Source organism: Rhodococcus zopfii NBRC 100606 = JCM 9919 (assembly GCF_001895025.1).
GTDB lineage: Bacteria > Actinomycetota > Actinomycetes > Mycobacteriales > Mycobacteriaceae > Rhodococcus > Rhodococcus zopfii.
Window position 1 is genome coordinate 15,701 of record NZ_BCXI01000038.1, and the last position, 14,762, is coordinate 30,462.

19 protein-coding genes are annotated in these 14,762 nt (G+C 66.1%); 14 read left to right on the plus strand and 5 right to left on the minus strand.

Annotated elements, in window-relative coordinates:
- The first annotated feature begins 121 nt into the window (after positions 1 to 121).
- Both RZ1_RS21755 and RZ1_RS21760 read left to right on the plus strand, forming a co-directional pair.
- Positions 122 to 412 carry a hypothetical protein gene (locus RZ1_RS21755; protein ID WP_072814604.1) on the plus strand — a complete coding sequence of 97 codons (291 nt, stop codon included), beginning with the start codon at positions 122 to 124 and terminating at the stop codon, positions 410 to 412.
- 41 nt (positions 413 to 453) lie between these two features.
- Positions 454 to 768 carry a hypothetical protein gene (locus RZ1_RS21760; protein ID WP_072814605.1) on the plus strand — a complete coding sequence of 105 codons (315 nt, stop codon included), beginning with the start codon at positions 454 to 456 and terminating at the stop codon, positions 766 to 768.
- Between the two features lie 278 nt (positions 769 to 1,046).
- Here RZ1_RS21760 and RZ1_RS21765 read toward each other — a convergent pair whose 3' ends face one another.
- Positions 1,047 to 1,607 carry a hypothetical protein gene (locus tag RZ1_RS21765; RefSeq protein ID WP_072814606.1) on the minus strand — a complete coding sequence of 187 codons (561 nt, stop codon included), beginning with the start codon at positions 1,605 to 1,607 and terminating at the stop codon, positions 1,047 to 1,049.
- Positions 1,608 to 1,761: 154 nt separating this feature from the next.
- On the opposite strand from RZ1_RS21765, the gene RZ1_RS21770 reads away from it, so the two are divergent.
- The 10 genes from RZ1_RS21770 to RZ1_RS21815 all read left to right on the plus strand — a co-directional run bounded on the left by RZ1_RS21770 (position 1,762) and on the right by RZ1_RS21815 (position 10,288).
- Positions 1,762 to 3,168 carry a hypothetical protein gene (locus RZ1_RS21770; protein ID WP_139281930.1) on the plus strand — a complete coding sequence of 469 codons (1,407 nt, stop codon included), beginning with the start codon at positions 1,762 to 1,764 and terminating at the stop codon, positions 3,166 to 3,168.
- Positions 3,169 to 3,263: 95 nt separating this feature from the next.
- Positions 3,264 to 3,497: a hypothetical protein gene (locus RZ1_RS21775; protein ID WP_072814608.1), complete on the plus strand. Its 234-nt coding sequence runs from the start codon at positions 3,264 to 3,266 to the stop codon at positions 3,495 to 3,497.
- A gap of 143 nt (positions 3,498 to 3,640) precedes the next feature.
- On the plus strand, positions 3,641 to 5,998 hold the full coding sequence (locus RZ1_RS21780; RefSeq protein ID WP_072814609.1) for a pentapeptide repeat-containing protein: 2,358 nt from the start codon (positions 3,641 to 3,643) through the stop codon (positions 5,996 to 5,998).
- Between the two features lie 192 nt (positions 5,999 to 6,190).
- Complete coding sequence (locus RZ1_RS21785) at positions 6,191 to 6,718, plus strand: hypothetical protein (protein WP_072814610.1); 528 nt, start codon at positions 6,191 to 6,193, stop codon at positions 6,716 to 6,718.
- Positions 6,715 to 6,948, plus strand: coding sequence for a hypothetical protein (locus RZ1_RS21790; RefSeq protein ID WP_072814611.1), 234 nt, complete (start codon positions 6,715 to 6,717; stop codon positions 6,946 to 6,948). Before RZ1_RS21785 ends, RZ1_RS21790 begins: the two co-directional genes overlap by 4 nt.
- 199 nt (positions 6,949 to 7,147) lie before the next feature.
- Entirely contained in the window at positions 7,148 to 7,483 is a 336-nt protein-coding gene (locus tag RZ1_RS21795; protein WP_139281931.1) for a hypothetical protein, read from the plus strand.
- A 151-nt stretch (positions 7,484 to 7,634) separates the two neighbouring features.
- The gene (locus RZ1_RS21800) at positions 7,635 to 8,150 is read left to right on the plus strand and encodes a hypothetical protein (protein ID WP_072814613.1); all 516 of its coding nucleotides are present in this window, start codon (positions 7,635 to 7,637) and stop codon (positions 8,148 to 8,150) included.
- Positions 8,147 to 8,503 (plus strand): hypothetical protein, encoded by a 357-nt coding sequence (locus RZ1_RS21805; protein ID WP_072814614.1) that lies wholly within the window; start codon positions 8,147 to 8,149, stop codon positions 8,501 to 8,503. Before RZ1_RS21800 ends, RZ1_RS21805 begins: the two co-directional genes overlap by 4 nt.
- A gap of 241 nt (positions 8,504 to 8,744) precedes the next feature.
- Entirely contained in the window at positions 8,745 to 9,479 is a 735-nt protein-coding gene (locus RZ1_RS21810) for an HAD family hydrolase (RefSeq protein WP_244899375.1), read from the plus strand.
- Between the two features lie 464 nt (positions 9,480 to 9,943).
- Positions 9,944 to 10,288, plus strand: a complete 345-nt coding sequence (locus RZ1_RS21815) for a hypothetical protein (RefSeq protein WP_072814616.1) — start codon at positions 9,944 to 9,946, stop codon at positions 10,286 to 10,288.
- 259 nt (positions 10,289 to 10,547) lie between these two features.
- On the opposite strand, the gene RZ1_RS21820 is transcribed toward RZ1_RS21815, so the two are convergent.
- Complete coding sequence (locus RZ1_RS21820) at positions 10,548 to 11,108, minus strand: hypothetical protein (protein WP_072814617.1); 561 nt, start codon at positions 11,106 to 11,108, stop codon at positions 10,548 to 10,550.
- Between the two features lie 188 nt (positions 11,109 to 11,296).
- On the opposite strand from RZ1_RS21820, the gene RZ1_RS21825 reads away from it, so the two are divergent.
- Entirely contained in the window at positions 11,297 to 11,800 is a 504-nt protein-coding gene (locus tag RZ1_RS21825) for a hypothetical protein (RefSeq protein ID WP_139281932.1), read from the plus strand.
- 97 nt (positions 11,801 to 11,897) lie between these two features.
- Here the strand turns inward: RZ1_RS21825 and RZ1_RS30630 are convergent, their stop codons facing one another.
- The 3 genes from RZ1_RS30630 to RZ1_RS21835 are packed head-to-tail and all read right to left on the minus strand — an operon-like array spanning position 11,898 to position 13,632.
- Positions 11,898 to 12,056, minus strand: coding sequence for a hypothetical protein (locus RZ1_RS30630; RefSeq protein WP_169918038.1), 159 nt, complete (start codon positions 12,054 to 12,056; stop codon positions 11,898 to 11,900).
- Entirely contained in the window at positions 12,053 to 12,334 is a 282-nt protein-coding gene (locus tag RZ1_RS21830) for a hypothetical protein (RefSeq protein WP_072814619.1), read from the minus strand. Before RZ1_RS21830 ends, RZ1_RS30630 begins: the two co-directional genes overlap by 4 nt.
- On the minus strand, positions 12,331 to 13,632 hold the full coding sequence (locus tag RZ1_RS21835; protein ID WP_072814620.1) for an AAA family ATPase: 1,302 nt from the start codon (positions 13,630 to 13,632) through the stop codon (positions 12,331 to 12,333). The genes RZ1_RS21830 and RZ1_RS21835 overlap by 4 nt, the downstream gene beginning before the upstream one ends.
- Before the next feature lie 296 nt (positions 13,633 to 13,928).
- Here RZ1_RS21835 and RZ1_RS21840 point away from each other — a divergent pair, with 296 nt between their 5' ends.
- On the plus strand, positions 13,929 to 14,375 hold the full coding sequence (locus RZ1_RS21840; protein ID WP_072814621.1) for a hypothetical protein: 447 nt from the start codon (positions 13,929 to 13,931) through the stop codon (positions 14,373 to 14,375).
- Positions 14,376 to 14,762 lie beyond the last annotated feature (387 nt).

Sequence of the window (14,762 nt, forward strand, 5' to 3'; positions counted from 1 at the left end):
TGTGAAGCCATCACCCCAACCCCCCACGACCAAGAGGTTTGTATGACCGCCACCGCAGTCGCCCCCGAAGCCTCGGACCATCGTCCGCGCCGCCGAACGGCTGGCTCAGCTGAGTGCCGATGTGCCGTCGGCCGACACCCCGATCACTCTCGCGACACTCACTGCGATCGCGGCTGCGACCCCGGAGACCCTCGACGGGGTGCTGGAGGAGGTATTCGGCATCGTTCACGCTGGCGCCGTGGCCGGCGGGTACGGGGAGGACCCGGTGCGGGAGGTGGTGTGGCTGCGCACCCGCCTGCGCAACGCCCGCAGCGGCGACCCTGATCGGCGCGGTGTTCTTGAGGTCCCGGTGTTGGTGCTCGACGAGAAACTGCAGGAGGTGGGGGAGCGGACTGTGCTACTGCGGTGCTGATCGGATGTCGAGTGACTCCGACTACGGATAATATCGAATGTATGTTCGAAGATTGGCGTGCGGAGTTCGAGCCGCTGCCCTACCGCATCGTCGACCCTCCGACGCCGGTTCTCGTGCACATCGCATCGGCGTTCGGCGCGATCGGTGGGCGCCCCGCGAACACCCTTCCGCTCAGGGTGCGAGCCGAGGGACTCGCCCTGGATGTTCAGGTGATGGGAACACTGTCGGCTTGGGCAAGAGTGAACACAGGTAGCTGGATCTGCCGCGTCTCGTTTTCGATCCCGACCAGCAACGGCCGCGGACACCTCGACGTCGACCAATGGTGCCCCGCAGCCGCTGTCCGACCCTGCACGTGAACCGCGAACCCGCCCGCCAGCGCCGCTGATGTACGACGCGCCCGATCCTCGTGGATTGCCCGAAGGTCGCGAGGGTTCCTCCTGCCGACCCGTACGAACGCAGGAAAATTCATCGGCCAGGGCGGGCCGAACATCTCCGGCGTTACGTCGATGTTCGAGCGTTGGAGAAGGCGAATGGTCCCATTTCCGGCATGAGCCACCGCCGACTCTCAATCTCCCGGCCGCAGGTCAGTGCCCTGCGCAGCCGGAACAGAGCCGGCGCTGGCCCGTTCGCCGCGCTACCCGGCGAACGCCGCCGCCCGCGCGCGCAACGCCTCCGGGTCGGTATCGATCAGGCCGGCCGGGGCGTGCCCGTCCACGACGGTCACCCACCAGCGGGCAACCATCCAGCTATCGCCGTGATCGGTCAGCTGCCGGTTGACCTCGGCGACCATCGGGTGGACCCGCGCCCGCTCGACGTCGAACTGGAACGCCGGGAACAGAAATCGTCCCTGCACCTCCAGCCCGACGATCTCCCCGCGCGACCGCAACCGCGATGCGACAACCCGGTTGCTGGATCCGCGCGCACCCACGGCTTCGGCGACCTCCACCGCGGTAAACAGGGGTTGGCCGAGCACGACGTTCTGCTGTGCGATCTCGGAACGGGCGGCGGCGAGGGCCTGCTCAACGAGCTGTCCGACGCCGGCTTCGGTGACCGCGGTCAGCGTCGGTCCCATCGAAAGCAGAGTCGCGAGCTGGTCGCGCACGGCCTCGAATCCCGGGCGGCGATCGAGTTCGGTGAGGATTGCGCGCACGAACTCCGAATCGCTGAGGTCGGCGAGCTGGTCGCGCGGCGGCATGCGGTCCTTTCGTCGGCCGGTCGTAGCGGTGGCTACGCAATCTTGCCCCGTTACGCGCGTTGCACCTACTCGATCACGTCGCGACCGCCTCCCACACGCGGTGGGGACACCGAAACCACAGGTAAAGCCGGTCGGGAAACAGGGAGAGAAATTTGTGTGTGACGGGATCAACGATCCGGGCGGGCCACGTCGATGCCCCTCACAGCGCGGCGAGCGTCGCCGCGAATACCGGCGGGCGCTGTACGCGGCGCAGAAGGCCGCGGCCATTACCGATCCTGCCGGACCCGACTCCACGCCTGGCGACCACTCGGCAATCGCGGCAGACTCCCAAGTGCGCGAGGCATGCGCCGCGGCGAGCGCCGCGTTCGCCGCGTTCACCAGCAACCAGGACTTCGAGACGCTTCGCCGATATGAATCTGCTGTCCGCTACGCTGGCGAGCTCGTTGCGACCCAGGTCGACGCCGAGATCAGTGCCCGCCTCGACCCGACCGAACTCGACCGACTCGACGCCGACGCTGCCGTGCTCGAGGCGGCAGCCATCAAGCACGCCAGCGAGAAACGCGCCGTAGAACAGCGAGTGCATGACCTCAGGGCCAAGCTACGACGGCTGCCGCCATCGGAACGCGTCCAGTACCTCGACGAGATCGACGAGGTGATCACTGATTTCAACCAGCGCACCCGAACATTGCAGGCCGTTGCTGCGGAGATTGAACGTCGCCGGCTCGCACACGGCGCCTCCGAAGGCCGCGTCGCCGCAGAGGTGCTGGGCCGCTATCGCCAGTACGGCACCGTAGTGCCCGACGTCCACCAGAGCACCACGAAGCGGGCGCAACAGGTCACCGCCGCCGCCTCAACCGTCTTCCCCGCGGATTGGATGACCGCGTCCAACAACAGCCGTCGAATGATCGTCAAGGAGTCCAAGGACCGCGCGTACTACCAGCACCAATCGAGAGTGCGTGTCTCCGAGGACACCGACTACGACTACAGCGCCGACCCGAAGTCCGAGCAGACCTGGGCAACCCGCAAGGAGATGCCGCCGGCACCGGAGAAATCGACCGTTGATCGGATGCGTGAGCTCGACTGGCCCGACGGAGAACCGAAGTGGGTCGCTGTCCGGGACCCGGAAACGCGCCGCTGGGGGTGGAAACTGCGCATGACCTACAAAGGCACCGTGACGATGTCCGAACTGCGGGTGCCCAGCTCCGCATCGACTGCCGAGGACACCCACCGCACAGCGATCCACGAGATGTCCCACCGCGTCGAGGCATTCAACGTTGCAGCGACTGCTGCATGCCTGAGCTTCCGGGAACGCCGCACCATGGCAGCAGACGGAACTCCGCATCCGTTGCAGCAGTATGCGAAAGGGGAGTACGTGCGCCCCGACGATTTCGTCGACGTCTACGTCGGCAAGCAATACCAGTCGTCGGTGCACACCGAGGTGCTGTCGATGGGGATGGAATCGGTGTTCGGGGGTTCCCATGGGGGTCTGAAAGGCCGCCACGGTTACCGCGCCGACCCGGAACACCGGCACCTGATTCTCGGGCTCTGCGCCACCGTCTAACCCACTTGTTGCGGCTGCAACATCGCGGATTCCCGTTTCTAGCATCTCAATCGACCGAAATCGACTGAGACATCGGAATGTAAGGGGAATCCACGATGGCGCACCTCCCGCACACTGCCACCCACCGACCGACTGCTTCGGTGGTGCGCCACCGCACCCGGCTCGAGGTGGCGCGGCCGCCGGCCCCGGCCACGCTCGAGGACGAGCTGCTCGCGCGCCTGGACGAGTGGATGGCACACCACCCGACCGCGGCTAGCATCGTCGCCGGCGTCAGCGGCGTCGCACTGACCTTCCTCATCGCCTACGCAGTGGTCGCGTCGAGCATCTGACACCGCCCGGGCCGCCATGGGAACGGTGCGACACCTGCACCGATACACAACCCGTGCGCCCCTTCGGTATCTTCACGTCACCACCACCACACCACCGCGGGGACCATCGCAGCGTCCACCCAGAACCACAAGGACCGCCGACGATGACCACCATCGACCTCACAGATCTGCTCCCCGCCGAACAACGACTCCTCGACGCAGCAATCGCCGGCGAAGCCTGCGACCTCATCAACCCAGACGCGCGGCCCACCCATGACGAAATCGTCGCCTGGAATGACCGCGAGCGCGAAATCCGCGCCGAATTCTTCGCCCGACTGATCACCAACCAATTCGACGGCCACGAGATCGCGAAAGTCGAGGTGAGAGGGGCAATCATTCACGGAGACCTCGACCTCACCGGACCGATTGACGTCATCGACTTCCAGTCCGAGTACAGCCGGTATCAGGAGGTGACACTACAAAGCGCGACCTTCACCGGAGGCGCATCGTTCCTTGGTTCGACGTTCACGGGTGCCGCCCGGTTCGGCGATTCGAGGTTCGTAGGGGAGGCCCAGTTCAGCGGGGCGACGTTCGCCAGATACACAGGGTTCCTTGGTTCGACGTTCGACGGGGATGCCTGGTTCGCCGGGGCTACGTTCGCCAGGTATGCAGGGTTCGGCAAGGCGACGTTCACTGGGGAGGCATGGTTCTCTAACGTGACGTTCGACGGGGATGCCTGGTTCGGCGGAGCGACGTTCGCCAGATATGCAGGGTTCGGCGAGGCGACATTCGCAGCGGAGACTCGGTTCAGCGGGACGACGTTCACTGGAAAGGCATCGTTCGCACAGGTGGTGTTCTCCGGCGAGGCCTCGTTCGCTCGGGCGACGTTCGTCGACGAGGCTTCGTTCGCTCAGGCGAAGTTCACCGGCGAGTCATGGTTCCCCAACGCGACGTTCGCCGGGGAATCCTTGTTCGTCGAGGCGACGTTCACCGGGATTGCCTTCTTTTCTGAGGTGACGTTTACCAGTAAAGCGACGTTCGACAGGGCGACGTTCGGAGATCTCCTTCTCTCGGAGACAGTCATAGGAGAAGGATTTTTTCGGAGAGCAACGTTCAACGGCCCGGTCGACGGTGCATGGGCCGCGCGAACTGTCACGTTTGATGCGGCTCGATTCGTTGAACCCGTGACCATTCAGTTGCTGTGCCCAAGCGTGAGTCTGACCAACATCGAACTGCAATCCAGAGGAACCCTCCAGCTACGCGGCGAAGTCGATGGAACCGCCGCAACATTCGGTGGTCGAACAACGCTCGCCGATCCGGGGACCGAGCAATGGGAAGAGTGGCTTCCAGGCAAGCTGCTCGACGGAGAAGCAGTTCAGAACGAAGCGCGAATCAAACTTGTAGAACAGCTGCTACCTCTCCTTAAACCGGAGTTCCACACCACAGTGTCATCGCTTCGGCGGGCGACTGTCGCTGATCTCGAGCTGTCCGCAGTTGACCTGACCGAGTGCCGCTTCGCGGGTGCGCACGGTCTTGACAAGATGCGCATCGACAGCGCCTGCACTCTCCCGACCACGCCGTCTACCGCTGTGTTCTGGAAGCTGCGACGTTTCACCCGGCGGATCGTGATCGCAGAGGAAGGTATCTGGCGGAAGAAGCACGCGACATGGGATCAAGGTGGCGGGACAACTGAGCTCGCCCTGCCCGCAGCGGAGCAAGGCGGGGACACTCAACACGACCCGGTCGCCGAGGCGGTGCCGGAGGCCGAGCGTGAGGCTTCTACCGAAGGGGCGGTGCCGGAGGCTGATCCTGATCAGCGCGAGGTGGAGAAGGGAAGACGTCACGACGCACCGGACGCAGCGACGATTGCGGGGATCTACCGGGCGCTGCGCAAGGGCCTCGAGGACTCCGGCAACGAGCCTGGTGCGGCGGACTTCTACTACGGCGAGATGGAGATGCGCCGGCTTGCCCGTCGTGGGACGAAGACCGGGAATCGGGCCCAGCCGCGAGCCGAGAGTGCACTGCTGGCTGCGTACTGGGCGGTGTCCGGGTACGGGTTGCGGGCATCGCGGGCGATCGCTGCGATCGTGGTGCTGATCTTGGTGGGGTCGGTGGTGTTCTGGACGGTGGGGGTGCAGGACCCGCCGGGGTCTACATCCCAGTTGGCGAAGGTGGACCTCGGCACAGGTCAGGTCGAGTACGCGCCGGGCGAAACGTCGCAGGTGGCCATGGTGGATTCCGCTACTGGTCAGGTCGAGTATGTGCCGGTGCCGACGTCTCAGATCGACAGGGTGAATGTGGGGACCGGCGAGGTCGAGTACACGAAGGTGCCACGGCCAGCTTTCACATGGCCGGAGTCGTTGGAATTCGCCGCGCGTACCAGCGTGGCATTGCTGCGGGCCCCGGCGGGCGCACCGGCGCTGACCGGGATCGGGACCGTCACCGACATCGCGCTGCGGCTGCTGGTTCCGGTGCTGATTGCTCTCGCTGTGTTGGCGATCCGGGGTCGTACGAAGCGCTGACCCCTGGCCGAGGCGGGCGGGGAAGCGGGGTGGGCTGTCCACGAATCGCCGGCGAGGGCACCGGGGTAAACCTGCTGGCTGCCTAGGGTATCCCGGACGGTAGCGGGCGAATTGTTAGTGCAACACCCGCCGGCCCTCATCGGCAAAGTCGTTCCCGTCAGCACCGAGAACGACCGAAAGAGGTTGCCCGCCATGCCCGCTCCCGTGATCCCCACCAAGTCCAATTTCGCTGAGATTCACGGCATCGACGCCGAGACCGGCTACCTCGTCGACGTCGACGGCGCGTTCCTCGGGGTGCCCCCGGCTATCACCGCCGCCAAGCACAAGCTGTTCATTTCCGCCGCGGCCGCTGCCACACGATTGCTGCGCGCCCGCCCTGCTGCTGGTACCGCCACCGTGTGGAGCGCCAGCCACCAGCGCCTGTGGGACGCCATGAACATCGATCTCGGGCAGCTCCGCGGTCACGTCCACCACGACGCCACCCGCTGGCTGCGCGACGCGATCGACCAGGCCCGCGTCGAGCGCCGCCTTCGTGAGAACGGCCAGCCCCTGCCGCCGCGCAACGCGGTCTACATCAAGGCCCTGGCCAGCGAAATCCGCCTCGCCGAGCGCTCCGTCGCCTACCTGGCCGCCCTGACACCGCTGCGCCCTGCCCCCGGGCGGGGCGCAGCGGTCTCCAACTACCCGTCCCTGCAGCCGCCCGCCCAGGAGCCAGCATGAGCGATCAGCCGCGCATCCGCGTCACCATCACCGAGACCATCGTCTACGAGCGCATCTACACGCCCACGGAAATCGTCGAGGCCGACCCCGCTCTCGCCGACTTCGCCCCAGGCGAGATCGTCACCCTCATCAACGACCACGGCGACAGCGAGGGGCTCTTGCACGAGGACATGGAGCGCCACAACAAGGTCACCAGCGCAGTCGCCGAGGCGGTGCTCATCGACGAGTGACCAGCACCGCTGCCCCGTCCCAAGAAACTGCGCACGGGCTTGCCAACCGGGCGCTGTCCGTCCGCTCCCGGTGGCCTGCTGTACCGGGGCACGGGCACAAGGTTCGGAGGCTCGGTGGGTGCAACACATGGCGAAGAACCGCCATACATTTTGTGCATCGGATCTGCTCACACCCCCCCGCATTGAATGGAGAGCCGCCGTGCATACACCTATCGATCAGTCCGAGCTTGATCTTGTTGCTGCTGTGCTGCTCGTCGTACCCGAGGCACGCACCATCACCCTGGAGCTCGCGGACTGCACCGAGGTTCCCACGTGGGACACGATGGTCGTGCTCACCGTCGGAAAGTACGGGGCGCTCGACGCACTCGAACTCGACGCAGACGTCGTCGCAGCGTTCTCGGCCGTGCACCCGCCCGCAGGCCGGTACGTGATCGACGTCGATGCCGCGCTGACCGCGCCACTCGCACCGCCGATTCCGCTTCCCCTGCCAGCCCCGGCAGTCGAATCGATCCGGCGCCCGCTGGCGGCGTCGTGACCCAGCCAAAGCTCGCACACGCAACCGAGTGGGGGCGGATGTACGGCCGGTTTGTGGGCGACCGGCCGCGTGTGCCCTCGATTACGACTGTCCTGGGGGGGAGGCCCCGGACACCCTGCACGGGTGGCACGCCCGCGTCGCGGCCGACGCGATGAAGGCCTACCTCGACGGCGGTGACGCGCTGGCCCGGTACCCGCACGTGACCGCCGCGATCGACGAAGCCCGCGCCCGCAAGCGCGACGTGGACCGCGCAGCGCGCAAGGCAATCGCGGGAACCGGTGTCTGGCTGGCCGACCAGGCATCTGAGCGAGGCGATCGTGTGCACGACTACGCCGAACAGATCGCCCGCTTCTACCTCGGGGTCGGCACTCTCGACGAGATCGCCGATGCCCGCGATCGACTCGCTGCTCACGACGAGCTTGGCTACGCCGCACAGTTCGATGACTGGTGGATGAGGTACCAGGTGCGGCCAGTTTTCTGTGAGGCGACGGTTTGGAATCGTGACGCTGGGGGATACGCCGGCACCATCGACATCGACATCGACATCGACATCGGCTTCGAGACGAACGGGCGGTTGATCATCGGGGATTACAAGTCGAAGGAATCGTTCGACAACCGCCCGAAGCGGCTGGATCCCAAGGTCGGCCTACAGCTCGTGGCGGGATGAACGCGCAGGAGTACTGCACCGACCCGCAAGCTCCGGGTCTGTGGGAACCGTGGCGTTGGGTTCAGCCCGCGATGCTTGTCGGCATCGGCATCTCGGACGCAGGCGTTGACGTCAAACGGATCAACCCCAGCCTCCACGATTTGCTGTGGACGAAGTTCCAGCGACTGCGGGTGCTGTGGCAGTCCCACCACGACGTCAGCATGGCCGACGTCCTGTCGCCGTTGCGGCCTCACCATCTGCCGCACGGTGGCCGGACGAAGCCCTGGTCCCTCTCGACCTGGGTTCAGCAGGTGCCGCTGCATGACCTGTCGAGCTCCCAGGACGAAAACCTGGGGGCTCGACCTCACTGCTGATGCGCTGTCCATAGGCTCGTCAGTGAGTACCCGTGTCGTCCAAGAACATCGGTTGAAGCCGCCCGAAACGACACTCCCAACCGGGACTGATCGAGTGGCCAGACCAGGCCTTCCAGCGCCCCCACAGACCGTGAAGGCGCAGCGCATTGCCATTGGAGAAACGCGCGGGCCGCTTCCGGTTTGATGCTTGTATCCCATTACTCTCATGGGTGCGTTACGACACGACAGCTGGAGGATGAGAGTGGGTCAGCCGAACAAGGGGCGGTTTCTCGACCGCCCGACACCTTGGGTAGACCCACCCGCGTCGGGCCCGACCGTCGTCATCGACATCGATGGCCCGCTGGCCAACATGGACGAGTTCGCGCACCTGATTCAGGCCCCCAAGTACAAGGACCGGGACTGGAAGGCCTTCCACAGTCACTTCGGCGACGCTGCACTCAACCGAGCCGGCGGACGCCTCGTCCGGGACCTCGTCGACGCAGGCTTCACCATCGCGTACACCACCACGCGTCTCGACACGTTCATGCAGACCACGGACTACTGGCTCCGGCAGAAGTCCCTGCCTCCGGGACATATCGAGTGCCGCGACTTCTGGACTGACGGCACCGTCCGCCCGTCCCTCGACATCAAGCGCCGGCATTGGTGGAAGTGGGTCGACAAGTACGAGGACCAGTCACCGGTTGTGGCCTGGATCGACGATGGCCCCGAGGCCGTGGCGATGCTTGCCGAGCAGGGCTGTCCGGTCTGGAAGTTCGACCAGCTCGTCGTCGAGCACCTCGCCGGCAACCTGCTGCCGACGATCGAGCGCGGCCCCCGCCCCGCCGACGAGCTCGCCCAACAGCGCGCCGAAGCCCGCCCCATATTCGACGAGGCCGAAGCGGAGCACCAGCGCAAGCACAAGAAATGGCAGCAGGCACACGTAGCCCGAATGAAGCAGCGGCAGAGGGAACGCCGCCAACGACGCGCCCAGTCGTGACCGGCCGCCGCCGGGCAGTTGTCTCGTTGACACCGCCATCGGCATCAAGGACGCCTTCGCGCTGCTGACCGTCTTGCAGCCCTCGGTCGCACCAACATCCGGGTATTCATCGGATCGCTGCGGACCGGTGCCCTCGTCGCCGTGCCGTCCCATCCGGCGCCGACGGTTTCGGGGACGCAGGAATGCGGCCTACCGATGACTATGCCGTCGACCAGATTCTGCGTACCGCCAATGACCGGCGGGTCGAGAACCCTCTCGTGCTGTCCGGCTGCCGGACGGTGACGATCACGGGCGGATGAGTGCCGCTTTCCGCTGCGACACCGCCGCGGCTTCCCGAAGTTCCTGTCAAAGGGCGACACGAACGCCAACCGGTCCGCGTCGACGCGTAGCGGTGCAACATGGCTCCGCTGCGTTCATAGCGTTGCAGGCGAATCCAACCCACCAAGTTCGCCCAGGAGAACTGTATGGCCACCATCGCTGACCTCGAATCCCGCCTCACGGAGCTCTACGAAGAGCATTCCAATGCGAATCTTGAGATCGAGACGACCAGCATGGCGCTGATCGCCGCGTTGCTGCGTGAAGCAGTCCCGACCGCGACGCACCTGCTGCTCGACTGGGGCGATCAGGGCCCACACCACGACCTCGCCGACGTCACCGCCGCTGACGGCACGTCGCTGATGGACCAAGTCGACGAGCATGCTGAAAATGTCGCGGTGTACGTGACGAACCTGCGTGGCGCCATCGCCGACCGCTTCGAGCCGATCAACCCCGACGGTGGGGTCTACCGCGTCGAACTCGCTCGCTTCTGACCTCGGTTGCTGTGCTGGCGGGGTGCTCCAGGCGAGCGGCCCCGCCCAATGCCCTCCGGCACACGAGCTACCCGGCCTTCTGCCCATCGTCATCGTCGTCGCCAGCGCCTGACGCTCAACGGGATCGGAGCTCGGTATTCGTCCCCTGTCACCCTCGTGACCTGATCAGCCGACGATCCCCACGACGCCACCCCGGCTACCCGGCGCCAGATTGTCCTGGGCGCGGACCGCCCCCGTAGGGGCAGTCACACTCCTGAGGTCACCCCCAGGTGATGCGGCTGGCTCCGTTCTCGATCGCCCAGACCGCAAGGTCGTGCAGCTGAGTGAGCCGACGACCGTCGTAGCCCTCGGCGCGGCCGCAGTCGATCATCCGTGGCCCGATCGCGCGCGTCGGTACACCAGCGGACGCGGGCGCAGTCAGCGCAAGGAGTGTGCGTCCGAGGAACTGCTCGCACGACTCCTCACCCCACAGATCGTCCTCACCAGCGATCGGCAGCTCGCCGCCGTCGCCCGCGCGGGCGACGTCGCCCGCGCCGAGCCCCGGGAGCAGACCGAGCAACCGCAGCAGGTGACGTGCGTTCGCGTTCGACGCATTCACCGACGGAATCTCCTGGTCGCCGTGCACCGGCTCGACCATGTACGCCCCGTAGGCGCGAACAGTCTCGGGATCGGTGCAGCCGGGCAGCGGCTCACGGGTGGCCTTGAGCTCGGCAACGCGGGCGTACGCGGCCTCACGGGTGGCGTGCCGCTCCCGGCCATCTTCACCGTCGGTGACGTCGAAGCCGGTGGGCTCGATCTCGGGGGTGAAGGTGACCGACATGCTGCCTCCTGAAGACCGGTGGTTCGGCGATTCCGAACCGGTGCAACCACTCTCGCTCTGACGCTCGGTGGGTGTTGCACATCAGGACAGTTGGCTCGAAAAGACAGAGCGCAAGGCGTAATCGATCGGAGATCGCGGCTGACCAGACAGTACGAATCGGCCGGTGCGCCTGCCATAGACTCCGAGCCGTGAGTATTGACCTGGAGGATTTGTCCGTGCCTGAAATCTTGAAGGTGTGGACCGGAGCAATGGACGAGCTCCAGAAGCGCAACGTGATCCGAACCGCCAACAATCCGATCGGTGGTCTCGCGGAAGCCATCGTCTTCGAGCACTTCGGCGGCGAGCGAGGATCGTTCAACCAGAAGGCTTGGGACATCCGCACCGAGGCCGGCGAACGGATCCAGGTGAAGGCTCTTCGTCGTGCGGGTGAGCGGCAGCGTCGCAACCTCGGTGCGATCCGCGACAGCGACTATGACTCGGTCGTCGTCGTGATGTTCAACGCCGCCTTCGAGCTGACCAACGCTGTCAAGTTTCCCCGTGAACTCGTTGAAGAGACCTTCCAAGTCCGTGCCCACGTCAACGGGCGCATCGTGCGGCTGTCCGACACGTTTCTTCGGCATCCGCAGGTCGAAACTCTTGACTTGAGCGCGGCTTACGAGCGGATCAGCAACCCCGACGCGGTGGTGCTCTGATCCCACGCGCCGGTGACGGATAGGGGCGCGGCGCGGCTCGCTGACCCAGTAATGGGGGTGATCAGCGAGCCGTCCCGATCCTTGTTCGTTGGCCGGTTCACCCGACCCCGAACCCCACGATCTTCGGTAAAGCAACGTCGTCTGTGCGGGCGACGAGCCGCACCCCGTCCCGGCGCACCGGGGAGCCTTCCGCGTAGTACGTCAGCACCTGCGCGGCCAGCGCCCGGGTCGCCTCGTCACGAGTACGGGTTCTCATGCGGCGCAGCCGAATGTCTGCGTCGAACACGACAGTGGTGTCGTGCACCGACACCCGCCCCTCGCCGATCGCCGGTACGCCGCCATGTTCGAAGCCCACGCGTACCCGACGACCTGCTCGAGGTACGCCACCGCATACTCGTCGGGCTCGTCATCGAAGATCACCCCGAACCGGGTGTAGCCGTCGAAGTCGACGTCCGATGCGCTGAGCGGGCGCAACACTGCGCCACCCCGCCAGGACGGGAGCTGTTGCCGCATGTTCGGCCGGAGGACGGTCATGCGCGGCCACCGAGCGCGAGTGGCTGCACACCCATCCCGTAGACGTCATTGATCGCCTCCTGCACCCAGTCGACGCTGTCGGGATCCGTGCAGGCCGTGAGCATCGTCGCGAGCGCAACCTCCAATCCGAGGCCAGCATCGAGGACCTTCTGCGTGACCAGCAAGTCCGCGATCTGCGGCACCCAGCAACCGAGGCCACCGTCGCTCGTCTCCTCGGCGTTACGGGTGCGCAGATTGCGGGCGACCTTGATCAGCTTCGGGTCGACCCCGGCTGCCTCCGCGGCCGTGAAGTCCGCAGCAACCTCGATCGCGATAGGGAACCGCCGCTTGATCGCGTCATCGAGCGGGCGAACACCCTGGCCGTACTCGTTGTAGCCGATGACCATCCAGAACCCGTCAGCGGCGACGACGGGCTCAGACCCCGGCAGATCGTCGATGTTCAGGGTGCGGCGCCCGTCGGCCACCGACATGAGCACGGCCATGGTCTCGGACGGCACGCGGGAGGCCTCGTCGAGGAAGAACACCTTGCCTTCGCGCATCGCCCGGGTCAGCGGACCGTCCCGCCATTCGAACCCGCCGTCGGGCAGCGGGAGGTACTGGCCGACGAAGTGCGAGACGTTGGTGTCACCGTGGCCCTGCATCACGACCAGATCGGTGCCGAACGCGCCGTAGGGAACGGTGGACTTGCCGCCGCCGGCGGGGCCGTGCAGGCGCACGAACAGGTCGGGCGAGTTGGCGCGCAGGTGCCGCATGAGGGCGACGTCGGTATGCCCGGCGACCTGGCGCGGATACATCGTGTGCCCGTTCGGCAGCACGATCCCGTTGCGCTCGCTGGGATCAACGGTCAGGCCGGTCACCCGGGACGCCGACGGCGCCGCGGTGGCAGCGGACGCCGATGCCGGCACGGGGGAGAGAGTCTGAGCGACCACGGCCTCGACGGTCGAGACATCAGCCGACAGCACAGCGTTCTCACCCCGAGCGACGGCGACCAGCTCGGCGGGGTCGATCTCACCGGTCGCTGCGACGTCGAACGCGACCGGGCCGGCAAGCACCGTGCCGTAGCTGCCCTTCGAGCACTTCTTCGTCCACACATCCGCCATCGCAGCGACCGCGGTGTCGACCGAGGCATACTGCTTGTTGGACTGAACGCGCATCCGGTTGCCAACCCAGTTGGCGAAGCCCCCGGAGGCGGTGGCGAATCGGAACGACGAGCCGTCGCGGTACACGAATGCCGCATACACCTTCTGCTCCGGGCTATTCGAATCCTGGACGGCGAATCCGGCGACGGTCGTGGTCATGGCGTGCTTCTCCTGGTGGTGTGGTCGTGATCGGTGTGCCACCAACGTATGAACCGCCATGCCATGGTGTTTCAGACCTCGAAGGGCGGCGTGATCGGGCTGCGCCGGCACAGTCTGGATGCTCACCGCGCCCCTCGCTCAGGCACTCCCACGCGCGCATTCCCACGTTGTAGGCGTGCTGTCCGTGGCTCGGGGATGGTCAGCGCCGGAATCGGGATTAGCGGTGCTGCAACATCTTCCGTGTGAGTTCGTAGCGTCGGCAGCGTTCACGATCGCGAGATGACGAGGAGCAGGGGATGCACTACACCGATCTCAAAGGCGCACCCGCCGCAGGCGAACTCTGGTCGCCCGGCCCGAAGATGCACACCGTGTGGGTCCTCACCGCCGACGAGCCGACTGTCGTCGACACCCGCACCATGACCGAGATGCGCTACCTGGCCCCCGAGCTGGGCGTCCCGCATTCGAAGAGTGCCGTCGCCGCCGCGCGGAAGGTCCTCAAGGACTGCCCCGCCTCCGGATACCCGCGGACCCTCGAGCCTCGCGATGCGGCGGAGGCTGCGGCTGTCGGCCACGCCCGCACCGTCATCGCCGAACGGCAGGCATTCGACAACGACTGGCACCAGCGGCAGATCCGCCGTGGTCAGCGCGCCCCACTGAGCAAGAAGGTATGGGCGGACCTGTTCGCAGCGCACGTCGCCGAGTTCACCGTCGACAGCCCGGACCTGTTCGCGGCCGCCGCCTGAGCTGATCAACGAACGCCTCCGACCCGCGTGGTCGGAGGCGTTCGTTGTTGGACGCGATCAGGTGCAGCGACTGACGACGTCCGCGTACGCGCACAGGTAGGAAGCAGGTGGGAGAAGCCGGACCGTAGAAGACCTCGGTCTCCCCGGTGCAGCCCTTCAGGTCGACTACGGACAGCTGCTTCCCGAGGTCGGCGGCATGGCGCTTCACCCGGGCCTCGGCATCGTCCAGGTCGGCGCTGCGCTGGCCGGCGCGGCGCACCGTCGAGAGCCGTACCTCGGACACTCAGCTGTTCGTGATCTCCCACCCGCGCACGTCGAGGTAGTTGCGACCAACCTGGATGATCCGTGCGTCATCGGAGTGTGCTGCCGCTGTCCGCCCGACCTTGA